Source organism: Streptomyces sp. NPDC085481 (genome assembly GCF_044541845.1).
GTDB lineage: Bacteria > Actinomycetota > Actinomycetes > Streptomycetales > Streptomycetaceae > Streptomyces.
Map to the genome: position 1 here is coordinate 190,799 of NZ_JBITTJ010000002.1, position 21,516 is coordinate 212,314.

The 21,516-nt window shown below is 73.6% G+C and carries 17 protein-coding genes; 10 read left to right on the forward strand and 7 right to left on the reverse strand.

Going from position 1 to position 21,516, the window contains the following annotated elements:
- Positions 1-71: 71 nt before the first annotated feature.
- A complete protein-coding gene (locus ACIGEZ_RS06740; protein WP_399826651.1) occupies positions 72-1,634 on the forward strand; it encodes a 3-hydroxyacyl-CoA dehydrogenase in 1,563 nt (520 codons plus the stop codon).
- On the forward strand, positions 1,631-2,224 hold the full coding sequence (locus ACIGEZ_RS06745) for a TetR/AcrR family transcriptional regulator (protein WP_399826654.1): 594 nt from the start codon (positions 1,631-1,633) through the stop codon (positions 2,222-2,224). The genes ACIGEZ_RS06740 and ACIGEZ_RS06745 overlap by 4 nt, the downstream gene beginning before the upstream one ends.
- A gap of 233 nt (positions 2,225-2,457) precedes the next feature.
- Here ACIGEZ_RS06745 and ACIGEZ_RS06750 read toward each other — a convergent pair whose 3' ends face one another.
- Complete coding sequence (locus ACIGEZ_RS06750; RefSeq protein WP_399827574.1) at positions 2,458-2,994, reverse strand: Lrp/AsnC family transcriptional regulator; 537 nt, start codon at positions 2,992-2,994, stop codon at positions 2,458-2,460.
- Positions 2,995-3,187: 193 nt separating this feature from the next.
- Between ACIGEZ_RS06750 and pdhA the strand changes: the two genes are divergently transcribed.
- The 7 genes from pdhA (at position 3,188) to ACIGEZ_RS06785 (ending at position 11,802) form a co-directional block, all read left to right on the forward strand.
- Positions 3,188-4,351: a pyruvate dehydrogenase (acetyl-transferring) E1 component subunit alpha gene (pdhA, locus tag ACIGEZ_RS06755; protein ID WP_399826656.1), complete on the forward strand. Its 1,164-nt coding sequence runs from the start codon at positions 3,188-3,190 to the stop codon at positions 4,349-4,351.
- Complete coding sequence (locus ACIGEZ_RS06760; protein WP_399826658.1) at positions 4,348-5,379, forward strand: alpha-ketoacid dehydrogenase subunit beta; 1,032 nt, start codon at positions 4,348-4,350, stop codon at positions 5,377-5,379. Before pdhA ends, ACIGEZ_RS06760 begins: the two co-directional genes overlap by 4 nt.
- The gene (locus ACIGEZ_RS06765) at positions 5,379-6,776 is read left to right on the forward strand and encodes a dihydrolipoamide acetyltransferase family protein (protein WP_399826661.1); all 1,398 of its coding nucleotides are present in this window, start codon (positions 5,379-5,381) and stop codon (positions 6,774-6,776) included. The genes ACIGEZ_RS06760 and ACIGEZ_RS06765 overlap by 1 nt, the downstream gene beginning before the upstream one ends.
- A gap of 364 nt (positions 6,777-7,140) precedes the next feature.
- The gene (locus ACIGEZ_RS06770; protein ID WP_399826663.1) at positions 7,141-8,019 is read left to right on the forward strand and encodes a DUF6457 domain-containing protein; all 879 of its coding nucleotides are present in this window, start codon (positions 7,141-7,143) and stop codon (positions 8,017-8,019) included.
- Complete coding sequence (locus ACIGEZ_RS06775; RefSeq protein ID WP_399826666.1) at positions 8,016-9,662, forward strand: molybdopterin molybdotransferase MoeA; 1,647 nt, start codon at positions 8,016-8,018, stop codon at positions 9,660-9,662. The genes ACIGEZ_RS06770 and ACIGEZ_RS06775 overlap by 4 nt, the downstream gene beginning before the upstream one ends.
- On the forward strand, positions 9,659-10,744 hold the full coding sequence (locus tag ACIGEZ_RS06780) for a potassium channel family protein (protein WP_399826669.1): 1,086 nt from the start codon (positions 9,659-9,661) through the stop codon (positions 10,742-10,744). Before ACIGEZ_RS06775 ends, ACIGEZ_RS06780 begins: the two co-directional genes overlap by 4 nt.
- Positions 10,745-10,815: 71 nt before the next feature.
- Positions 10,816-11,802, forward strand: coding sequence for an NAD(P)H-quinone oxidoreductase (locus tag ACIGEZ_RS06785; RefSeq protein WP_399826670.1), 987 nt, complete (start codon positions 10,816-10,818; stop codon positions 11,800-11,802).
- Positions 11,803-11,870: 68 nt separating this feature from the next.
- On the opposite strand, the gene ACIGEZ_RS06790 is transcribed toward ACIGEZ_RS06785, so the two are convergent.
- The 6 genes from ACIGEZ_RS06790 to ACIGEZ_RS06815 all read right to left on the reverse strand — a co-directional run bounded on the left by ACIGEZ_RS06790 (position 11,871) and on the right by ACIGEZ_RS06815 (position 19,558).
- Entirely contained in the window at positions 11,871-12,425 is a 555-nt protein-coding gene (locus tag ACIGEZ_RS06790; protein WP_399826673.1) for a bacterial proteasome activator family protein, read from the reverse strand.
- Positions 12,426-12,578: 153 nt separating this feature from the next.
- Positions 12,579-15,437: an ABC transporter permease gene (locus ACIGEZ_RS06795; protein WP_399826676.1), complete on the reverse strand. Its 2,859-nt coding sequence runs from the start codon at positions 15,435-15,437 to the stop codon at positions 12,579-12,581.
- The gene (locus tag ACIGEZ_RS06800) at positions 15,434-16,168 is read right to left on the reverse strand and encodes an ABC transporter ATP-binding protein (RefSeq protein WP_399826678.1); all 735 of its coding nucleotides are present in this window, start codon (positions 16,166-16,168) and stop codon (positions 15,434-15,436) included. Before ACIGEZ_RS06800 ends, ACIGEZ_RS06795 begins: the two co-directional genes overlap by 4 nt.
- Before the next feature lie 109 nt (positions 16,169-16,277).
- Entirely contained in the window at positions 16,278-16,904 is a 627-nt protein-coding gene (locus ACIGEZ_RS06805; RefSeq protein WP_399826681.1) for a PadR family transcriptional regulator, read from the reverse strand.
- Between the two features lie 97 nt (positions 16,905-17,001).
- A complete protein-coding gene (locus ACIGEZ_RS06810; RefSeq protein ID WP_399826684.1) occupies positions 17,002-17,799 on the reverse strand; it encodes a hypothetical protein in 798 nt (265 codons plus the stop codon).
- A gap of 112 nt (positions 17,800-17,911) precedes the next feature.
- Positions 17,912-19,558 carry a protein kinase gene (locus ACIGEZ_RS06815; RefSeq protein WP_399826686.1) on the reverse strand — a complete coding sequence of 549 codons (1,647 nt, stop codon included), beginning with the start codon at positions 19,556-19,558 and terminating at the stop codon, positions 17,912-17,914.
- A gap of 274 nt (positions 19,559-19,832) precedes the next feature.
- On the opposite strand from ACIGEZ_RS06815, the gene ACIGEZ_RS06820 reads away from it, so the two are divergent.
- Positions 19,833-21,515, forward strand: coding sequence for a protein kinase (locus ACIGEZ_RS06820; protein ID WP_399826689.1), 1,683 nt, complete (start codon positions 19,833-19,835; stop codon positions 21,513-21,515).
- Position 21,516: the final 1 nt, after the last annotated feature.

The following is a 21,516-nucleotide window of genomic DNA, read 5'->3' on the forward strand; positions in this document are numbered from 1 at the left end:
TAACCGAACGATCGGTCGGGACAAGGGGGTCCGTCGATCCTGTGGAAAACCCATCGGGGAGGATCACTCCTATGACCGCCAACACGAACGTCCAGGGGAGCGACGCGGTGTCGGCCGACGGAGCCGGACCCATCGATCCGAGCCGCACCGTCGCCGTCGTCGGTACGGGGACCATGGGCCAGGGGATCGCCCAGGTCGCCCTGCTCGCGGGCCATCCCGTACGCCTCTACGACAGCGCTCCCGGCCGTGCCGGGGAGGCCGTGGCCGCGGTGGCGGGCCGGCTGGCCCGACTGGTCGAGAAGGGCCGGCTCGACGCGGCGGAGCGCGATGCGGCGGTCGCCCGGCTGCACGCGGCGGACGGGCTCGCCGAACTGGCCGACGCCGCCCTGGTCGTCGAGGCCATCGTCGAGCAACTCGACGTCAAGCAGCGGCTCTTCGCCGACCTCGAGGAGATCGTCGGCGAGGGCACGGTGCTCGCCACGAACACCTCCTCGCTCTCCGTCACCGCCATCGCGGGAGGGCTGCGGCGGCCCGGCCGCTTCGTCGGCCTGCACTTCTTCAACCCGGCGCCGCTGCTGCCGCTCGTCGAGGTCGTCAGCGGCTTCGCGACCGAGCCGGCCGCCGCCACGCGCGCGTACGAGACCGCGAAGAGCTGGGGCAAGACGCCGGTGCGCTGCGCCGACACGCCCGGCTTCATCGTGAACCGGGTCGCCCGCCCCTTCTACGCGGAGGCGCTGCGGATCTACGAGGAGGGCGCCGCCGACCCGGCGACGATCGACGCGGCACTGCGCGAGTCCGGCGGATTCCGGATGGGCCCCTTCGAGCTGACCGACCTCATCGGCCAGGACGTCAACGAGGCCGTGACCCGCTCGGTCTGGGACTCCTTCCACCAGGACCCCAAGTTCACCCCGTCGCTCGCACAGCGGCGCCTGGTGGAGTCGGGGCGGCTGGGCCGCAAGTCGGGGCACGGCTGGTTCTCGTACGCGGAGGGTGCCGAGCGCCCGGAGCCGCACACGGCGGCGCCGGCGAAGGCGCCGGAGCGGATCACCGTCCGCGGTGACCTCGGGCCGGCCGAGCAGCTGGTGGGCCTCTTCGAGGAGGCCGGGATCGCGGTCCGCCGCAAGAAGGGGAACGACTCCATCGAGCTGCCGGGCGGTGCTCGGCTCTGCCTCGCGGACGGGGAGACCTCCTTCGAGTACCCCGACGAGGAGATCGTCTACTTCGACCTGGCGCTCGACTACGCGGCGGCGACCCGGATCGTCCTCTCCGCCCGGGAAGGGATCTCGCCCGACGCGCTCGGCGAGGCGATCGGCCTCTTCCAGGCGCTCGGCAAGCAGGTCTCCGTGATCGGGGACGTCCCCGGCATGATCGTGGCCCGCACGGTCGCGATGCTCGCCGACGTCGCCGTCGACGCCGTCGACCGGGGCGTCGCCTCCGCCGAGGACGTCGACACCGCGATGCGGCTCGGGGTCAACTATCCGGCGGGTCCGCTGGAGTGGGCGGCGAAGCTGGGGGCCCGGCGCACCTGCTCACTGCTGCGGGAGCTCCACGAGCGGTACCCGACCGGGCGGTACGCGCCGAGCCTCGGCCTCGTGCGCCGCGGTTACGCCGAACAGGTCGAGGAGAGCCGATGACCACCGCGCGACGCGACACGTACACCCCCGACACGCTGCTTTCGGTCGCCGTCCGGGTCTTCAACGAGCGCGGTTACGACGGCACGTCCATGGAGCACCTGTCCAAGGCGGCCGGGATCTCCAAGTCCTCGATCTACCACCATGTGGCGGGCAAGGAGGAGCTGCTGCGGCGCGCGGTCAGCCGGGCGCTGGACGGGCTCTTCGCCGTCCTCGACGAGCCGGGCGCGGGCCGCGGCCGGGCCGTCGAGCGGGTCGAGTACGTGACCCGGCGCACCGTGGAGGTGCTGATCGCCGAGCTTCCGTACGTGACGCTGCTGCTGCGGGTGCGGGGCAACACCAAGACCGAGCGGTGGGCCATGGAGCGCCGCCGCGAGTTCGACCACCGGGTGGCCGAACTCCTGAAGGCGGCGGCCGCCGACGGCGACCTGCGGGCGGACCTGGACATCCGGCTGGCGACCCGGCTGCTCTTCGGCATGATCAACTCGCTGGTCGAGTGGTACCGGCCGCACCCGGACTCCCCGGAGGAGCGGGAGCAGCTGGCGGAGACCGTCGTCCACCTCGCCTTCGACGGGCTGCGCGCGGCCGGCTGAGCGCCTTCGCGGGGCCGGTCCGGGGGCGGTGCGGCCGACTCCGGGGCCCGGCTCCGGCACGCCGCGGCTCCGGCGTGCTGTGGCTCCGGCGCGCTGTGGCTCGGCTCCGGAGCGCCCGCTCTGGTGCTCCGTGGCCCAGCGCCTGCACGCGGTGGCCCGGCGCCCGCACGCGTGGGCCGGCGCCCGCCCGCCCTGGTCCGGCCCCGCACGCCGTTGTCCGGCGCCCGCGTGGTTCAGCCGCGGGCGTCCGGGTCCGGGTCCAGGTCGGTCTCCTCGAAGACCAGCAGCGTGCGGGTCGAGAGCACCTCGGGGATCGACTGGAGCCGGGTGAGCACCAGCTCCCGCAGGGTCCGGTTGTCCGGGGTGTGGACCAGCAGCAGGACGTCGAAATCGCCGCTGACCAGGGCGATGTGCGCGGCTCCCGGCAGGGCCTGGAGCTGTTCGCGCACCGTGCGCCACGAGTTCTGGACGATCTTGAGCGTGATGTAGGCGGAGGCGCCGTGCCCCGCCCGCTCGTGGTTGACGCGGGCGCTGAAACCGCGGATCACTCCGTCGTCGATGAGCCGGTTGATCCGCGCGTACGCGTTGGCGCGCGAGACGTGCACCCGCTCGGCGACCGAGCGGACCGAGGCCCGGCCGTCCGCCTGGAGCAGCCGCAGGATGTCCCGGTCGATCGCGTCCAGCGGGCGGGCCGGAGGTATCGGGGAGACGATGGCGCCAGGGGGCGCGTTCAGGGGCTCGGTGCCCGTGCGCTCCTCGACGTCGGCCATTTGTTCATCCGCCATGTCCCCCCGCCTCTCTCTCGTGGACGACCTGCACCCATCCCAAGCTGTGGAGAACCGTTTGTCCACAGGCTGAAGGTGCCTGTAGCCAAAATGCCTCCACGACCGAACAATCGGTAGGTGAGGCGCGCCACATTTCGCGCCACCCGCCTTCGGGTCTTATGCCCGCTCCCACGAGGAGGTGGACTCGTTGCAACAGCGCAGTTCGACAGTCCAAGAGCCCCCCGGTGCCGCCCTTGCCTACCGGCCCACCCCGCCGCCGGCGTGGCAGCCGCGCACCGATCCCGCCCCGCTGCTGCCGGACACCGAGCCGCTGCGCGTGCTCGGCACGGACGCCGTGGCCGACGCCGACCCGGAGCTGCTGCGCCGCCTCTACGCCGAGCTCGTGCGCGGCCGCCGGTACAACGCGCAGGCGACCGCCCTCACCAAGCAGGGCCGGCTGGCCGTCTACCCCTCCACCACGGGCCAGGAGGCCTGTGAGGTCGCGGCCGCGCTGGCGCTGGAGGAGCGGGACTGGCTCTTCCCCTCGTACCGCGACACCCTCGCGGCCGTCGCCCGCGGCCTCGACCCCGTGCAGGCCCTGACCCTGCTGCGCGGCGACTGGCACACCGGCTACGACCCGCACGAGCACCGCATAGCCCCGCTGTGCACCCCGCTCGCCACCCAGCTCCCCCACGCGGTGGGCCTCGCCCACGCCGCACGGCTGAAGGGCGACGACGTCGTCGCCCTCGCCATGGTCGGCGACGGCGGCACCAGCGAGGGCGACTTCCACGAGGCGCTGAACTTCGCGGCCGTCTGGCAGGCCCCCGTGGTCTTCCTGGTACAGAACAACGGCTTCGCGATCTCCGTGCCGCTCGCCAAGCAGACCGCGGCCCCGTCGCTGGCCCACAAGGCGGTCGGGTACGGCATGCCGGGCCGGCTCGTCGACGGCAACGACGCGGTCGCCGTCCACCAGGTGCTCACCGAGGCCGTGACCCGCGCGCGGCGCGGCGGCGGGCCCACCCTCGTCGAGGCCGTCACCTATCGGATCGACGCCCACACCAACGCCGACGACGCCACCCGCTACCGCGGGAACAGCGAGGTCGAGACCTGGCGGGCGCACGACCCGATCCTTCTTCTGGAGCGGGAGCTGACCGAGCGCGGACTTCTCGACGAGGACGGCAGGCGCGCGGCGGCCGAGGCCGCCGAGACGATGGCGGCGCAGCTGCGCGAGCGGATGAACGCCGACCCCGTGCTGGAGCCGATGGACCTGTTCGCCCACGTGTACGCCGAGAAGACCGCGCAGCTGCGCGAGCAGGCGGCGCAGCTTCGGGCCGAGCTCGACGCCGAGAGCGAGACGTCATGACCACCCACGCGACCGCGCGGCCCGCCGCGAAGACGGCCGCCAAGTCGGCCACCATGGCGCAGGCGCTCCAGCGGGCCATGCGCGACGCGATGGCCGAGGACCCCACCGTCCATGTGATGGGCGAGGACGTCGGCACGCTCGGCGGGGTCTTCCGGGTCACCGACGGCCTGGCGAAGGAGTTCGGCGAGGACCGCTGCACCGACACGCCGCTGGCCGAGGCGGGCATCCTCGGTACGGCCGTCGGCATGGCGATGTACGGGCTGCGGCCGGTCGTGGAGATGCAGTTCGACGCGTTCGCCTACCCGGCGTTCGAGCAGCTGATCAGCCATGTCTCGCGGATGCGCAACCGCACCCGCGGCACGATGCCGATGCCGATCGTGGTCCGTGTGCCGTACGGCGGCGGGATCGGCGGCGTCGAGCACCACAGCGACTCCTCCGAGGCGTATTACATGGCGACCCCCGGTCTCCACGTCGTCACCCCGGCGACCGTCGAGGACGCCTACGGGCTGCTGCGGGCCGCCATCGCCTCCGACGACCCGGTGGTCTTCCTGGAGCCCAAGCGGCTCTACTGGTCGAAGTCCGACTGGTCGCCCGAGGCGCCTGCCGCGGTGGAGCCGATCGGCAAGGCGGTGGTGCGCCGCCGCGGCACCAGCGCCACCCTGATCACCTACGGCCCCTCCCTGCCGGTCTGCATGGAGGCCGCCGAGGCGGCACAGACCGAAGGCTGGGACCTGGAGGTCGTCGACCTGCGCTCGCTCGTGCCGTTCGACGACGAGACGGTGTGCGCGTCGGTCAAGCGCACGGGGCGCGCGGTGGTCGTGCACGAGTCCACCGGCTTCGGCGGGCCCGGCGGGGAGATCGCCGCGCGGGTGACCGAGCGCTGCTTCCACCACCTGGAGGCGCCGGTGCTGCGGGTCGCGGGCTTCGACATCCCGTACCCGCCGCCGATGCTGGAGCGCCACCACCTGCCCGGCGTGGACCGGGTCCTGGACGCCGTCGCACGGCTCCAGTGGGAGGCGGGGAGCTGATGGCCCAGGTACTCGAATTCAAGCTGCCCGACCTCGGTGAGGGACTCACCGAGGCGGAGATCGTGCGCTGGCTGGTGAACGTCGGCGATGTCGTCGCCATCGACCAGCCCGTCGTCGAGGTCGAGACGGCCAAGGCGATGGTGGAGGTGCCCTGCCCGTACGGGGGCGTGGTCACCGCTCGCTTCGGCGACGAGGGGACGGAACTGCCGGTCGGGGCACCGCTGCTGACCGTCGCGGTCGGCGGCCTGCCGGCGACGGAGGACGCGGCCCCCGCCGGGGCGCAGGCGGGCCGTGGCGCCCAGGCAGGGTCCGCGGGGTCGGCAGCATCGGCTGAGTCCTCGGAGCACTCCGGCAACGTGCTGGTCGGCTACGGCACCGCCGCGCCCGCCGCCCGGCGCCGCCGCGTGCGGCACGAGACGCCCGCGCCCGCGGCCGCTCCCGCACCGGTGGCGGCTCCCGTGGCCGCGCCCGCGGCTGTGGCTGAGGCTCCGGCTGCGCTGGGGCCGGTGCCCGTCATCTCGCCGCTGGTGCGCAAGCTCGCCCGGGACAAGGGGCTCGACCTGCGGGAGGTGCGCGGTTCGGGGCCCGACGGGCTGATCCTGCGCGCGGACGTCGAGAACGCCCTCGCGGTACGGGAGCGGCCCGCCCCGGCACCCGCCGCCACCCAGGTCCCGGCGCCGGCGTCGGCGCCGGCCGCCGCGGCCGCCCTGGCCGAGCGGATACCGCTGCGCGGGGTGCGGGGCGCCGTGGCCGACAAGCTGTCCCGCAGCCGTACGGAGATCCCCGACGCGACCTGCTGGGTCGACGCCGACGCGACCGAACTCATGGCCGCGCGGGCGGCGATGAACGCGGCGGGCGGGCCGAAGATATCCGTCCTCGCACTGCTCGCCCGGATCTGCACCCACGCCCTGGCCCGCTACCCGGAGCTCAACTCCACGGTGGACGCGGCCGCGCGGGAGATAGTCCGGCTGCCGTCCGTGCACCTCGGCTTCGCCGCCCAGACCGACCGGGGACTGGTCGTCCCCGTGGTCAAGGACGCGGGCGGGCGCACTGCCGAGTCGCTGACCGCCGAGTTCGCCCGGCTGACGGAGTCGGCGCGGCAGGGGACGCTCACGCCGGCGGACCTGACCGGCGGGACGTTCACGCTGAACAACTACGGGGTGTTCGGGGTCGACGGCTCCACGCCGATCATCAACCACCCCGAGGCGGCGATGCTCGGCGTGGGCCGGATCATGCCCAAGCCGTGGGTCCACCAGGGCGAGTTGGCGGTACGTCAGGTGGTGCAGCTGTCGCTGACCTTCGACCACCGGGTCTGCGACGGCGGGGCGGCCGGCGGGTTCCTCCGCTATGTCGCGGACTGCGTCGAGAACCCGGCGGTGCTGCTGCGCACGCTCTGACGGACCGACTGACGGACCGACTGGCGAATCGACTCGCGGACCGATTGGCGGACCGACAGGACTCCGCCGGGGCGGAGGCCGGGCGGGGCACCGGGCCCCGGCGGCTCCCGGCGGTTCGTCCGGGACCCAACCCCACGCCGGGTCCCGGACGCGTTCGACGTGGTCGGGCCGGTCCGAACCGGTCCGGCCGCAGGGCCCCGGCCGCTGCGGCGGCTCCTGCGGCTCCGGCCGACCCGGCCGCCCGCGGGCCGTTCCGGCACCCCGGCCACTCCGGCCGCCCCCCGGCGGCTCCGGGCCGTCTCCCTTCGTGAGACAACCGGCCCTGGCCGGGCGGTCGCGCGCGGGCGCGGACCATACTGCTGGGATGACGACCGCGTACGACGCCATCGTGCTCGCCGGAGGCGCCGCCCGGCGCCTCGGCGGGGCCGACAAGCCAGGGGTACAGGTGGGCGGCCGGGCCCTGCTCGACCGGGTCCTGGCGGGCTGCCGCGAGGCCGGGACCACCGTGGTCGTCGCCGAGCCGCGCAGCACCGCCCGCCCCGTGGCATGGGCCAGGGAGGAACCGCCCGGCGGCGGGCCCCTGGCCGCGCTCGACGCGGGCCTGCGGCGCCTCGAGGACACGACCACGGCCGCCACGGCCGCCCCCCTCGTCCTCCTCCTCTCCGCCGACCTGCCCTTCTTCGATCCCCGCGCCGCGCAGCGGCTCGTGGCCGCCCTCGTCGCCGCACCCGAGGCCGAGGCCGCGGTGACCGTCGACGCCGACGGGCGCGAGCAGCCGCTCGTCGCCGCCTACCGGGCCGGGGCGCTGCGGCGGGAGCTGGAACTCGTCGCGGCCGGGCACGGCACCCTGGCCGGTCTTCCCCTGCGGCTGGCCACCAAGGGACTGCGCGGCGTCCGGGTCACGGCCGACCCCTCGGCCTCCTTCGACTGCGACACCTGGGAGGACATCGCCACGGCCCGGGCACGGATCAGGGAGCATGGGAACGTGCTGGACGAATGGATCACCGCAGTCAAGGACGAACTGGGCATCGACCTGGACGTCGACACCGGCGTGCTGCTCGACCTGGCCCGTGACGCCGCTCACGGCGTCGCCAGGCCCGCCGCGCCGCTGACCACGTTCCTGGTCGGTTACGCGGCGGCCAAGGCCGGACCCGGGAGCGGCCCCGAGGCCGTGGCGGAGGCCGCCCGCAAGGCCGCCGCGCTCGCGCAGCGCTGGGCCGCCGAGCAGGACGAGGCCGGATGACCATGAAGGAGAGCGTGCCCGACGACGGCGTGGACGACGCCCTCGCCCTCGTCGGGCGCCCCCGCGAGGACTCCTCCCGTACGGACTCCCACCGCGCCCGGCCCCACTCCGCCGCCGAGTCGGGGACGGGCCGCCGTGGCGAGCCGGAATCCGGGCCCCACGCCGACGCCGAGGCCCCGACCGGAACCGGCCGCCCCCATGGCCCGACCGAAACCGGGCTCCACGCCGAGACCGGGACCCGCCCCCACGCCGAGACCGACACCGGCCCCCACGCCAAGACCGGGACCGAGCGCCACCGCGCCACCCCCTGGCCCGAGGCGCGCTCCGTCGCCGCCCGGGCCGGGGCGGCCGCGGCGGCCGGCCGGGAATCCATCCGGCTGCTGCTGGGGCGGGCGCTCGGGCACGTCCTGGCCGAGCCGCTGTGCGCGCTCACCGACCTGCCGTCCTTCGACACCTCCGCCATGGACGGCTGGGCGGTCGCGGGTCCAGGCCCCTGGCGGATCGACCCCGAGGGCTCCGTCCTCGCCGGGCACGGCCCGGCCGCCGAGCTCGCCGACGGTGACGCGGTACGGATCGCCACCGGCGCCCGGGTGCCCGCCGGGGCGACCGCCGTGGTCCGCAGCGAGCACTCCCGTACGGATCCGGCCGGACGTCTGCACGCGCTGCGCGAGGTCGTCCACGGCCAGGACATCCGCCCGCGCGGCCAGGAGTGCCGCACCGGCGACCGGCTGCTGCCCGCCGGGAGCCTGGTGACCCCCGCCGTCCTTGGCCTGGCCGCCGCGGCCGGCTACGACGAGCTGACCGTGCGCCCGCGCCCCTGCGTGGAGGTACTGGTCCTCGGCGACGAGTTGCTCACCGGCGGACTCCCCCGCGAGGGCCTGATCCGTGACGCCCTCGGCCCGATGCTCGGCCCCTGGCTGCACGCGTTCGGTGCCGACGTCCTCGGCACCCGCCGGATCGGCGACGACGCCGAGGAGCTCCACGCGGCCGTCACCGGCTCCGCCGCCGATCTGGTGATCACCACCGGCGGGACGGCCGCCGGTCCGGTGGACCACGTCCACCCGGTGCTCGCCAGGGCCGGTGCCACCCTCCTCGTCGACGGGGTGAAGGTCCGCCCCGGCCACCCCATGCTGCTCGCGCGGATCGGCGAGGATCCGGCCCGGGCCCGCTATCTGGTGGGCCTGCCCGGCAATCCGCTGGCCGCCGTCTCCGGTCTCCTCACGCTCGCCGAGCCGCTGCTCCGCGCCCTCGCCGGAAACCCGTCCCCGGCCTCGTCCCCGGCCTCGGCCCCGTACCCGGCCTCGGCCCCGTCCCCGGCCCCGTCCCCGGCCCCGTACCCGGCCTCGTCCCTGGCCGTGGCCCCGTACCCTTCCCTGGCCCCGGAGCCGTACCGCGTGCCCGTGCGCGCGGAGATCCACGGCCATCCGTACGACACCCGGCTCGTCCCGGTGGTCCACCGCGGCGACCAGGTCGTCCCCCTGCACTACAACGGCCCCGCGATGCTCCGGGGCATCGCCGCCGCCGACGGCATGGCCGTGGTCCCGCCCGGCGGAGCCCGCCCCGGGCAGCTCCTCGACGTCCTCGACCTCCCCTGGTCGGCCCCCCCTGCCCACGGGGCGGCCGAAGGCGCGTGTTTCACGTGAAACTGCCCAGCCGCGACGTGATGGCCCGGCAGGCCGACGAGAAGGTGGCGGGACCGCGGATCAGCCTGCCCCGGCGTGTGGTCGAGAAGCCCCTGCGCCAGGTGGGCAAACGCCTCCTCATGGCGCTGGGCGTGATGGTCCTCACCGTCCTCATCGTCTACGTCGACCGCGGCGGCTACCACGACAACGCCGACGGGACCGTCGACTTCCTGGACAGCGTCTACTACGCGACCGTCACCCTCTCCACCACGGGCTACGGCGATATCGTCCCGTACAGCGACTCGGCCAGGCTTGCGAACATCCTGCTGGTCACGCCGCTGCGCGTGCTGTTTCTGATCATCCTGGTCGGCACCACCCTCGAGGTCCTCACGGAGCGGACCCGGGAGGACTTCCGGCTGAACCGCTGGAGGAGCACCTTGCGCGAGCACACCGTCATCGTCGGGTTCGGCACCAAGGGTCGTTCGGCGATCCAGACGCTCTGCGCGACGGGGCTGCGCAAGGAGCAGATCGTCATCGTCGACCCCTCCGACAAGGTGATCGAGGCCGCCAACGCCGATGGCTTCACCGGTGTCATCGGCGACGGGACCCGCAGCGATGTGCTGCTGCGCGCCGAGGTGCAGAAGGCCCGTCAGATCGTCATCGCGACCCAGCGCGACGACACCGCGGTCCTCGTCACCCTGACGGCCCGCCAGCTCAACCGCGGTGCCAAGATCGTCGCCGCGGTCCGCGAGGAGGAGAACGCGCCGCTGCTGCGCCAGTCCGGTGCCGACGCGGTCATCACCAGCGCCAGCGCCGCCGGCCGGCTGCTCGGCCTTTCGGTGCTCAGCCCGAGCGCGGGCACGGTGATGGAGGACCTGATCCAGCAGGGCTCCGGGCTCGACCTCGTGGAACGCCCGGTCACCAAGGCGGAGGCGGGCCGGAGCGTACGGGAGACCGGCGACCTGGTGGTGAGCGTGCTGCGCGGCCACCGGCTGCTCGGTTACGACGATCCCGCGGCCAGCCCGCTGCAGTTGACGGACCGTGTGATCACCATCGTGCGGGCCGCTCCGGTCACCCCGCTCACCACACCGACCGACGACTAGGGTACGTCCGGCCCTGATCCGAAAGACACGGCCCAAGGCCTCACCCGGAGTCCGGGAGTAGCCTCGCCGACATGCATGCGATCACGATTCCGGAACCCGGCGGACCCGAGGCGCTGATCTGGGCCGAGGTCCCCGACCCCGTCCCCGCCGAGGGCGAGGTCCTCGTCGAGGTGGCGGCCAGCGCCGTCAACCGTGCCGACCTGCTCCAGCGCCAGGGCTTCTACGACCCGCCGCCCGGCAGCTCCCCGTACCCCGGTCTCGAGTGCTCCGGCCGGATCGTCGCGCTGGGCCCCGGGGTGTCCGGCTGGTCGGTGGGCGACGAGGTGTGCGCGCTGCTGGTCGGCGGCGGATACGCGCAGAAGGTCGCCGTCCCGGTGGGCCAGCTGCTGCCGCTGCCGGAGGGCGTGGACCTGGTGACGGCCGCCGCGCTGCCCGAGGTGGCCTGCACGGTCTGGTCGAACGTCTTCATGCTCGCCCACCTGCGGCCCGGCGAGACGCTGCTCGTGCACGGCGGGGCGAGCGGCATCGGCACCATGGCCATCCAGCTGGCCAAGGCGATCGGCGCACGGGTCGCGGTCACGGCCGGCGGACCCGAGAAGCTGGCCCGCTGCGCCGAGCTGGGCGCGGACATCCTCATCGACTACCGCGAGCAGGACTTCGTCGAGGAGCTGCACAAGGCGACCGACGGGGCCGGGGCGGACGTCATCCTCGACATCGTCGGCGCCAAGTACCTGGAGCGGAACGTCAAGGCGCTCGCCGTGAGCGGCCGGCTGGTCGTCATCGGCCTGCAGGGCGGCGTGAAGGGCGAGCTGAACCTGGCCGCCCTCATGGCCAAGCGCGCCGCCGTCCTGGCGACCACCCTGCGCTCCCGCCCGCTGAACGAGAAGGCCGCCGTGGTCGCCGCGGTCCGCGAGCACGTCTGGCCGCTGGTCGGCGCCGGCACGGTCACGCCGGTCATCGACCGCACCGTGGCGATGACGGACGCGGCGGAGGCCCACCGGGCGCTGGAGTCCGGCACCCACGTCGGCAAGGTGCTGCTGCTGGCGCCCACCGCCTAGAAGAGCGCGAACGAGGGCCCGGAACACGGTCGTTGACCGCGTGCCGGGCCCCGGTCCTTCGAACGCGCCTACAGATACGGCCCCGAGCCGACCGCACGCCCACGGCCGGGGCCGTGGTCGTCGTCGTCATCGTCGTGCGACGCTCCCGGCGGCAGCGCCCGGCGCATCTGCTCCAACTGGGCGCGGGCCGCCATCTGCTGGGCGAACAGCGCCGTCTGGATGCCGTGGAAGAGGCCCTCCAGCCAGCCCACCAACTGGGCCTGGGCGATCCGCAGTTCCGCCTCCGAGGGGATGGCCTCGTCGGTGAACGGCAGGGAAAGGCGTTCCAGTTCCTCCACCAGCTCCGGCGCGAGACCGTCCTCCAGCTCCTTGACCGAGCTGGCGTGGATCTCCTTGAGCCGGACGCGGCTGGCCTCGTCGAGAGGTGCCGCCCTGACCTCCTCCAGAAGCTGCTTGATCATGCTGCCGATGCGCATGACCTTCGCAGGCTGCTCGACCATTTCCGTCACCGGGACCTCGCGGGATTCGTCGTCACCCTGAGTGCCGCCGAGCGCCATCCCGTCCTGGCCCACGATGAGGACCTGGGGGCTCTCCTGCGACCTGTCATTCCTCGGCATCTCCATGCCGCCATTCTCTCGCACGCATGCCTCACCACACGGTGTGCCCCTGTACGAGGGTGATCCACCCTCGTACAGGGGCACAGACCGGCAACGAACGCCCGTGCGTCCGGGAGCGGGCGGCCGCGTGCGTCCGGCAGTGGACGCCCGCGCGTCCGGCTAGTGCGCGGCGCGGCGGGCCAGCGCCCCGCGGGAGCGGGTGACCAGGGCGGCCAGCAGGGCGGCGCCGAGCGGCACGGCCACCAGCAGGGCCGCGAGCGTCTCCCAGGGGACGACGATCGGCACGTACGGCGGGGTGTCCGCGCCGCCCCAGCCGTTGTCGAGGGTCTCCTGGTAGTAGCGCAGCTGCTCGCGCTCCTCGGTGAGCCGCAGCCCGATCGCGGGCAGCACGCCGGCCGCGGAGCCGAGGACCACGCCCATGGCCGCGACCACACCGCACTGGAAGCCGCTGAGGGTCCGGCGGACCCGGGGCGGGGCGCCGACCGCGGAGAGCGTCTTCAGGTCGGCCTCCGCGTCGGCCTGGGCGAGTCCGGTGGCGATGCCGGCCGCGCCGATGGTGACCAGTCCGGCGAAGACGGTCAGCGCGAGCAGCACGATGCTGTTCTGGCTGACGTAGCCCTGTTCCACGGTCAGCTCGACGTTGCTGCCGAGCTTGGCGATCTCGCCGTCGAGCTTCTGGCGCTGCTCGCCGCTGGGCATGCGGTCGGTGGAGAAGAACGCGCCCATGGGGACCGTGGACAGTCCGGCCGCCTTGGCGGCGGCGGGGCTGAGGATGCTCTGCGCGCCGTACGCGTTCGCCGCCCCGGGCACCTGGTAGGCGGGCAGCGTCTTCACCTCGCCGGGGACCGGCTTGTTCTGCTCCATGGCGCGGTCGGCGGCCTCGGTGTCGGTGATCAGCTTGATGCCGATGGTGCCGTTCTTGTCGACCTGCGGCTTGGCGAAGCTGACGACCTTGCCCTCGGCGAGGGCCTTGGCGGCGCCCGGGTCGTCGATGCCGAGGACCTTCAGGAGCTGGGCGTCGCCGATGAGCATGCCCTGGTCCACGTAGATGCCCTGGCTGTCGCTCTCCTTGCAGCGCCAGTCCTTGCCGAGCGCGCGCCGCTGTTCCTTGGTGTACCGCTCCGAGGCGTCGGAGCCGTCCGGCAGCGTCTGCCACAGCGGGCACTCGTTGGCCTTGGGGATGACGATCTCGAACCGGCCGCAGCCCTTGGCGCCGCTGTAGGGCGAGCAGCCGGGCTTGCCCACGGAGATCCGGGAGACGTCGGCGCGGACGTCCACGGGCAGCGTGCGCTGCACGGCCTCGCGGACGGCGGGGGCGTCCCGGCCGCCGTCCTCCATGACGAGGGCGGCGACGGCCCCGTGCGGCAGGCTCGCCCGGTACGCGGCGAGGTCCTGGGCGTCCCGGCTCGCGGCGTACGTGGAGACGGCGACGGTGCCCGCGACGGCGGCCAGGACCGCGGCTACGGCGGGTGCCGTACGACCCCGGTTGCGCACCGCGTCGCGCAGGGCGAGGCGCGGCGAGAGCGGCAGCCAGCGGCCGGTGCGGCCGAACAGGCCGACCAGGGCCGGGGTCAGGGCCACCACGCCGAGTTCGGCGATGGCCGAGCCGCCCGCGACCAGGATGAACTGGTCGGAGAAGACCGATCCGTACAGGGCGATGGCGGCGCCGAGCAGGACGGCGCCGAGGCCGACCAGGGGCAGCACCCTGCTGCTGCGGCGCACGCCGCGACGGCCCGTCAGGGAGGCGAGCACGGTCTGCCGGGAGGCCGTGACGGCCGGGACGATCGCGGAGAGCAGACCGGTCAGGACGGCGAGGGCGGCGATGCCGAGGAGTTCGAGCGGCCGGATGGTGAAGCCGCCGAACCGCTGTCCCATGTAGTCCTCGAGGACCGGGCGGAGCGCGAAGGTCAGGATCAGGGCGAGGACGGTGCCGACGAGGGCCGCGGCGACGCCGATGACGAGGCCGCCGCTCAGGACGATGGCCCGGATGTGGTTGCGGGCACCGCCGTTGGCGCCGACCAGACCGAGCTGGCGGCGCGAGCGGCGGGCGCCGACGGCGAAGGCGGGACCGGCGAGCAGGCAGATCTCCAGCATCGCCAGGCCGACCACCGTGCCCACGGCGGCGAGGGCGGCGGCGTTGGCGCCCGTGCTGGACTCGTAGTTGCGCCAGCCCTCCTTCTGGTAGAGCGGCACCTCGGAGTCGGCCGGCGGGTCGAGGAGCACGGCGCGGGACTCGACCACGACACCCTTGGTGTTGATCTGCTGGACCGCGTTCCACGTGAATCCGCCGGACTTCTTCACCAGATACGTGGTGGAGACGTCGGGTGCCTGCAGACCGGCCTTCTCGACGGCCTTGCCGTAGGCGTCGAGGAAGGCTCCCGGCAGGGCGTTGACCTGGTCGGCCTTGAGGTCGTCGGGCAGCTCGTACGAACCGGTGATCACATACGTACGGTCGAAGCCGCGGGCGGAGAGGGTGGAGCCGACGGACAGGCCGCTGGCCTCCAGGAAGTGGGTGCTCGCGGCGATCTCGTCGTTCTTCGCGGGGAAGCGCCCGTCCTGGAGCCGCATGATGCCGCGGGTGACGGGGTCGGCGGCCTTCAGCTCGCGGACCTCGGTCTGGAGCAGGCCGTGCTCGGTGGTGAGCTTGGCCGTGCCCGAGCGGTCGGTGAGGACGGTCGAGCCGGCCGGGACGGCCTTGGCGACATCGGTCGGGCCCGAGGGCCAGGGCTTGTCCTCGTAGTCCTGGACGGGCGTCTGCATCTCGCCCTTGGGGTCCTGGAAGATCGGCACCCCGTTGACCTGGGGGTCGCTGAAGCGGGCGTCGGCGGCGCCGATGGACCGCTCCACCTGCTGCGCGGCGGAGAGCTCCGAGCTGCGCAGGGTGAGGTCGAAGGCGCTGACGCCGAGGATCGGCAGGGCGATCATGGAGAGGACGAGGAAGCTGCGGCCCTTGGAGCGCCAGGCGTCACGGCGGGCGATCCGGATCGCGGCACGCCAGGAGTGGAACCAGTTGTTCACTGCTGTGCCGCCCGACCGGTCAGGAGCGAGTCGGCCTCGCTGCGTACGGTCTGGTCGACGACGGAGCCGTCCCGCAGGAAGACGACCCGGTCCGCCCAGGCGGCGAACCGCGGCTCGTGGGTGACCAGGACGCCGGCGGCCCCGGCGTCACAGCGGGAGCGGAGCAGGGCGAGCACGGACTCGCCGGTCTCGGAGTCGAGGGCGCCGGTGGGCTCGTCGGCGAGGACGAGCCGGCGGTCGCCGACGAGGGCGCGGGCGATGGCCACGCGCTGCTGCTGGCCGCCGGACATCTCGTCGGGGAAGCGGTCGGCGAGGTGGCCGAGGTCCATCTCGGCCAGCGCGGCGAGGGCCTCGGTGCGGGCCTTGCGGGCGGATATGCCGTCCAGCTCGCGGGGCAGGGCCACGTTCTCGGCGGCGGTGAGGGCCGGGATGAGGTTGTAGTCCTGGAAGACGTAGCCGATGCTGCGGCGGCGCAGGGCGGCGAGCTGCTTGCGGTTCGCGGTGGTGATGTCGGTGTCCTCGACGATCACCTGGCCGGAGGTGGGCATGTCGAGGCCGCCGGCGAGGGTGAGCAGGGTCGACTTGCCGGAGCCGGAGGGGCCCATGACGGCGACGAGTTCGCCCGGGTAGACGTCGAGGTCGATACCGCGCAGGGCGTGTACTTCGGTGGCGCCCGCGCCGTGGACGCGGGTGAGGTTCTGCAGACGCAGCACGGGCTGCTGTGTGGACATGGCGGGATCCCCCGGGTTGCTTGCGGAGCGGTCGAAAGCGGTACGAGAAGCGGTGCGGGTCAATACGGCCAGGGCGTGCAGGACACGTCCTGAGAGCGGTGGGGCACGCCTAAGAACGGTGGGGCACGGCATGCGCCGTCCGCACGGCCTGGGCGGCTGGAGCGGGCGGCGGGGCCGGCTCCGTGGCGGCCGCCGCCGAGAGCCGGATCAGCCGGGCCTCGCAGTGGTCCAGCCAGCGGGCCTCCGCCTCGGTCTGGAAGATCAGCTGTTCGAGGACGAGCAGCCAGGCGACGTCGTCGCGCTCGCGGGCGCCCCCGCTCTCGACGGCGAGGATCGCCTGCGACTTGAGCCGGGTGTAGTCCTGCATGGCCTGCACGGTGTGCCGGCGCTGGGACTGGATGACATCGCGGATGTCGACCCCGGGCGCCCCGACCGCCATGGCGAGCTTGATGGCGAGCTCGTCGCGGGCGGGGCTGGTGCGGTCGACGGGGTTCTCGAACCAGGCGCGGAGCTCGGCGCGCCCGTTGTCGGTGATCGCGTAGAGCGCGTGGCCGGCCTCGTCCTCGCCGTCCTGGGCGATCATGCCGTCCCGTTCGAGCCGGCTCAGGGTCGTGTAGACCTGGCCGACGTTGAGCGGCCAGGTGGAGCCGGTGCGGGACTCGAACTCCGTACGGAGCTGAGAGCCGTAGCGCGGGCCGCGTTCGAGGAGGGCGAGAAGCCCGTGGCGGATCGACATACCGAGTATGTATACCGAGTAAGTCCGCCCCGGCCAAGCGCCCTGAGACGGACCCCGCGGGTACGTCTCAAGGGGGACCCGGGCCTCGCGGCAGCGCTCAGCGGCGCCGCATCCGGACCCCGAGGAAGCCGATCCCGAGGCCCATCAGGGCGAGCCCCACGCCGAGCGTCAGGACCGGAATCCGCCGGTCGGAGAGGGTGGTGGCGGTCTCCGGGCCGATCGCGGGGGCGGCGGCCGGCAGCTCCGCGGCCGAGGGCCGGGCGGCCGGGGCGTCCGTCTCAGGTACGGCCCCGGGGTCGTCCTCCGCCTCCTCGGCGGACTCGTCCTCTGTTGCCGTTTTGGTACGTGCGGGCCGCCCCGGCCGGTTCGCGGGGTCAGGCGAGCTCGGCGCGGGGGAGGCCGCGGGCCGCCCGGGGCGTTCCCTGCCCTCCCCCGCCGGGCGTCCCGCGAGGGAGGCGGAGCTGCCGGGCCCGGGTGGCGCGGCGGAGGCGGAGGCGGAGCCCGAGGCATGCGCGGCGGCGGGCCCTGAGGCGCCCACGGGCGAGCCGCTCGACGCGGATGCGGGTGCGGGAGCGGGTGGGGGGGTGGACGCGGGCGCGCCCGAGACGGTCGGGGACCGGCCGCCCGAAGGCGTCGCCGACGGTTGCGGGACCAGGGGGGCGGCCGACGGCGCCGGCGCGCCGACCGGGCCGCGGCGCGCGTCCGTCCCGCCGGGGCCGCCGCGCACGTCCGGATCTCCGGGGCCGCCGCGCGGGGCGGTGCTCCGCGGCGTGGTGGGCGTGACCTCCGCCCCGTACGCGGCCGGCATCGCGCAGAGCGCGAGACAGCAGGTGAGACAGCAGGCGAGCACGGGACCGAGCGCCCGTGACCTCGCCGTGCGGAGTCCTGGAGTCACCGGGTGACCCCCTCCCGTGCCGAGCCGCCGAGTTGTTCAACTCAGCGTCACATGCCCGATCGGCACCGGCATCCCGGAGGAGCCGGACGGGGACGGGGTCCGGACCGCGTGACTACTGGGGCGGGTTGCCGGTCGAGATCTTGAGGGTGAACTCGGCGTCGTCCTTGGTCGCGTCCTCACCGGCCGGCGGGTACTGCTCCAGGACCGTGCCCTCGCCGTACGTGTTCTCGTCCACCGGGGTCTGGGTCGTGATCTTCCAGCCGGCGGCCTGGATGCAGTCCTTCACCGACTGGATGTTCTTGTAGGTGAAGTTCGGGATCTCGAACTTCGCCGGGTCGTCGCTCGACTCGGTCGGCTCCGTGCACTTCTTGGGGTCGATGGTCTTCGTGAGATCCGGACCCTTGTGGCCTGCGGCCACGCTCGAGCTCTGGCTCGGGTCGCCGCCCGCGTTCTTGACGGGGTCGTCGTCCTTGTTGAGGTTGATCGCGACGATCACGCCCACGACCGCGATCAGGGCCACCGCGATGGCACCGACCAGGACCGGCATGTTCCGATTCGAGCCGCCTCCGCCGCCGACGCCCCCGCCGACCGGGGCCGGCTGCTGCTGCATCGTGTACGGCGAGGGCACCGGCTGCGGCGCCGGGGTCTGGTAGACGGGCGCCGGAGGCGGCGTCTGCTGCGGGTAGCCGTACGAAGGGGCCGGCGCGGGGGCCGGCGTCGTCACGCCGTACGGACTGGGCTGCGGCGTCGGCTGGTACGGGGTCTGGACCCCGTGCACGGACGGCGGCGGGGTCTGGCCCACCGGCGGGAAGACGGCCGAGCCGACACCGGAACCGCTCTGGACCGGGCCGCCCGCGACGATCACCGGCGCACCGGTCTGGCCCGCGGAGAGCACCCGCAGGCACTCGTCGCGCATCGCGGCGGCGCTGGGGAAGCGCTCGTTCGGGTTCTTCTTGAGGGCGCGGGCCACCAGGGCGTCCATCGCCGGGGTCACCGAGCGGTTCACGGAGGACGGCAGGGCCGGCTCCTCCTGGACGTGCGCGTACGCGATGGCGAGCGGCGAGTCCGCGTCGAACGGCAGACGGCCCGTCAGCAGCTGGAACAGCATGATGCCGACGGAGTACAGGTCGGAGCGGGCGTCCACGCCGCGGCCCAGGGCCTGCTCGGGGGAGAGGTACTGCGGGGTGCCGACGACCATGCCGGTCTGGGTCATGGAGGTGACCCCGGACTGCATGGCGCGGGCGATGCCGAAGTCCATGACCTTGACCACGCCGCGCTTGGTCATCATCACGTTGCCCGGCTTGATGTCCCGGTGGACCAGCCCCATTTCGTGGCTGGTCTCGAGGGCGGCGAGCACGTCGGCGGTCACCTTCAGGGCCTTGTCGGCCGGCATCGCCCCGTAACTCTGGATGTCCGCGCCGAGCACCGAGCCGAGCGGCTGGCCCTCCACGTACTCCATGACGATGTACGGCATGACGGCGCCGTCGAGGGTGTCCTCGCCGGTGTCGAAGACCGAGACGATGTTCGTGTGCGACAACTTCGCTACAGCCTGCGCCTCGCGCCGGAACCGTTCGCGGAACGACTGTTCGCGGCCGAGTTCGGTGTGCAGCGTCTTGATGGCGACCTGGCGGTCGAGCGCGCTGTCGTACGCCAGGTACACCGACGCCATGCCGCCCTCGCCGAGCAGGTCGCGAAGCTGGTAGCGGCCGTTCGCGACCGAACCGCCCGCATAGCGGCCCTGTGCGCCGTCCTGGCTCATCTCGTGCTTCCCCCATACGCGCGTGGCGGCGCTGATCCGGAATTTCCTGGCCAAGTCTGCCCGAGGGCAGTGACACGTCAAGCCAGGCGCCCGTTCGGTGCCCGTTCCGTGACCCTCCGCGCAGGAAAGGGCCGGTGAGCGTGACAGGAACGGCAGGGAATTTGCACAGGCGTACGTCCGGGGAGTTGGATGACCGGTCATCGCGGACCGTGATGTCGTACGGAGCCTGTAGCGTGACGACTGGACACGGCACGAGAGACGACGGCGAGGACTGATGGCACCCGAATCCGGAGCAGGCGGCGGTCTGCCGGACGCTTCTGCCGAGTCCTTCGGCGTCGGCGGGGTGGTCGGCGACGGCCGCTACCGGCTGACCCACCGTCTGGGACGCGGCGGCATGGCCGAGGTGTTCGCGGCCGAGGACGTACGCCTGGGGCGCACGGTCGCCGTGAAGCTCCTGCGCGCCGACCTCGCGGAGGACCCGGTCTCCAAGGCCCGCTTCACGCGCGAGGCGCAGTCCGTCGCGGGGCTCAACCACCATGCGATCGTCGCCGTGTACGACTCGGGCGAGGACGTGGTGAACGGCCAGTCCGTGCCGTACATCGTGATGGAGCTGGTCGAGGGCCGCACCATCCGCGAGCTGCTGATCAGCGCCGAGGCGCCGGGCCCCGAGCAGGCCCTGATCATCGTCTCCGGCGTCCTGGAGGCGCTCGCCTACTCCCACCAGCACGGCATCGTGCACCGGGACATCAAGCCGGCGAACGTGATCATCACCCACGGCGGCGCGGTCAAGGTCATGGACTTCGGCATCGCGCGCGCCCTGCACGGCGCGCAGTCGACGATGACCCAGACCGGCATGGTCATGGGCACGCCGCAGTACCTCTCCCCCGAGCAGGCGCTCGGCAAGGCGGTCGACCACCGCTCCGACCTGTACGCGACGGGCTGTCTGCTCTACGAACTGCTCGCGCTGCGGCCACCGTTCACTGGCGAGACACCGTTGTCAGTGGTCTACCAGCACGTTCAGGACACCCCCGTCCCGCCGTCCGACGTCGCCCAGGGGGCGCCGCCGGAGCTCGACGGCCTGGTGATGCGCTCGCTCGCGAAGGACCCGGACGACCGGTTCCAGAGCGCGGAGGAGATGCGCGGCCTGATCCAGTACGGGCTCCAGATGCTCCAGGAGCAGGGCGGCCACACCGGCATGTGGAACACCGGGCCGGTGGAGATCCACGACGGCATGCACACGCCGGTCGGGGGTGTCGGCGGCGTCGGCGCGACGGCCGTGCTCGGCCACCCGATGCACCACGACACCGCTCAGCGCCCGATCCTGCCGCCGATGAACCCGGACGACGGGGGTTACGACGGCGGCCACGGGGGCTACGGCCAGGACGGTGGCTACGGCCCGCAGGGCGGCGGCAGGCGCTCGCGCGCCAAGCTGCTGCTGTTCGTGGCGCTCGCGCTGATCGCCATGGTCGCGGGTGTCGCCTACGCCATCGACAAGGCCGGCGACAAGGGGAACGGCGGCGGCACGAAGCCGCCGGCGGTCACCAACTCGCCGTCCACGAAGGCCGAGTCGCCGACGCCGTCCGAGGAGCCGTCGCAGGAGACCGAGGACCCCGACTCGTCGAGCGGCGGCAACCAGCAGCCCTGGACGCCGACCCACCGCCCGACCTACCGGCCGACGGACCCGCCGACGCCGACGGACACGCCGTCCACGGACCCGACGGGCACGACCGACGGCGGTACGGACACCGAGGGCAGCACCGAGGGCACGACCGAGGGGACCACGGAGGGCACCACCGAGGGCACGACCGAGGGCAGCTCCACGGGGACGTCCACGGGCACCTCGACGGGGACGTCCACGGGCACCTCGACGGGTACGGGGACGACGACGGGCACGTCGGCCGGCACCACCACCGGTACGGGCACGACGACGGGCACCTCGACCGGCGCCGGCGGCTGAG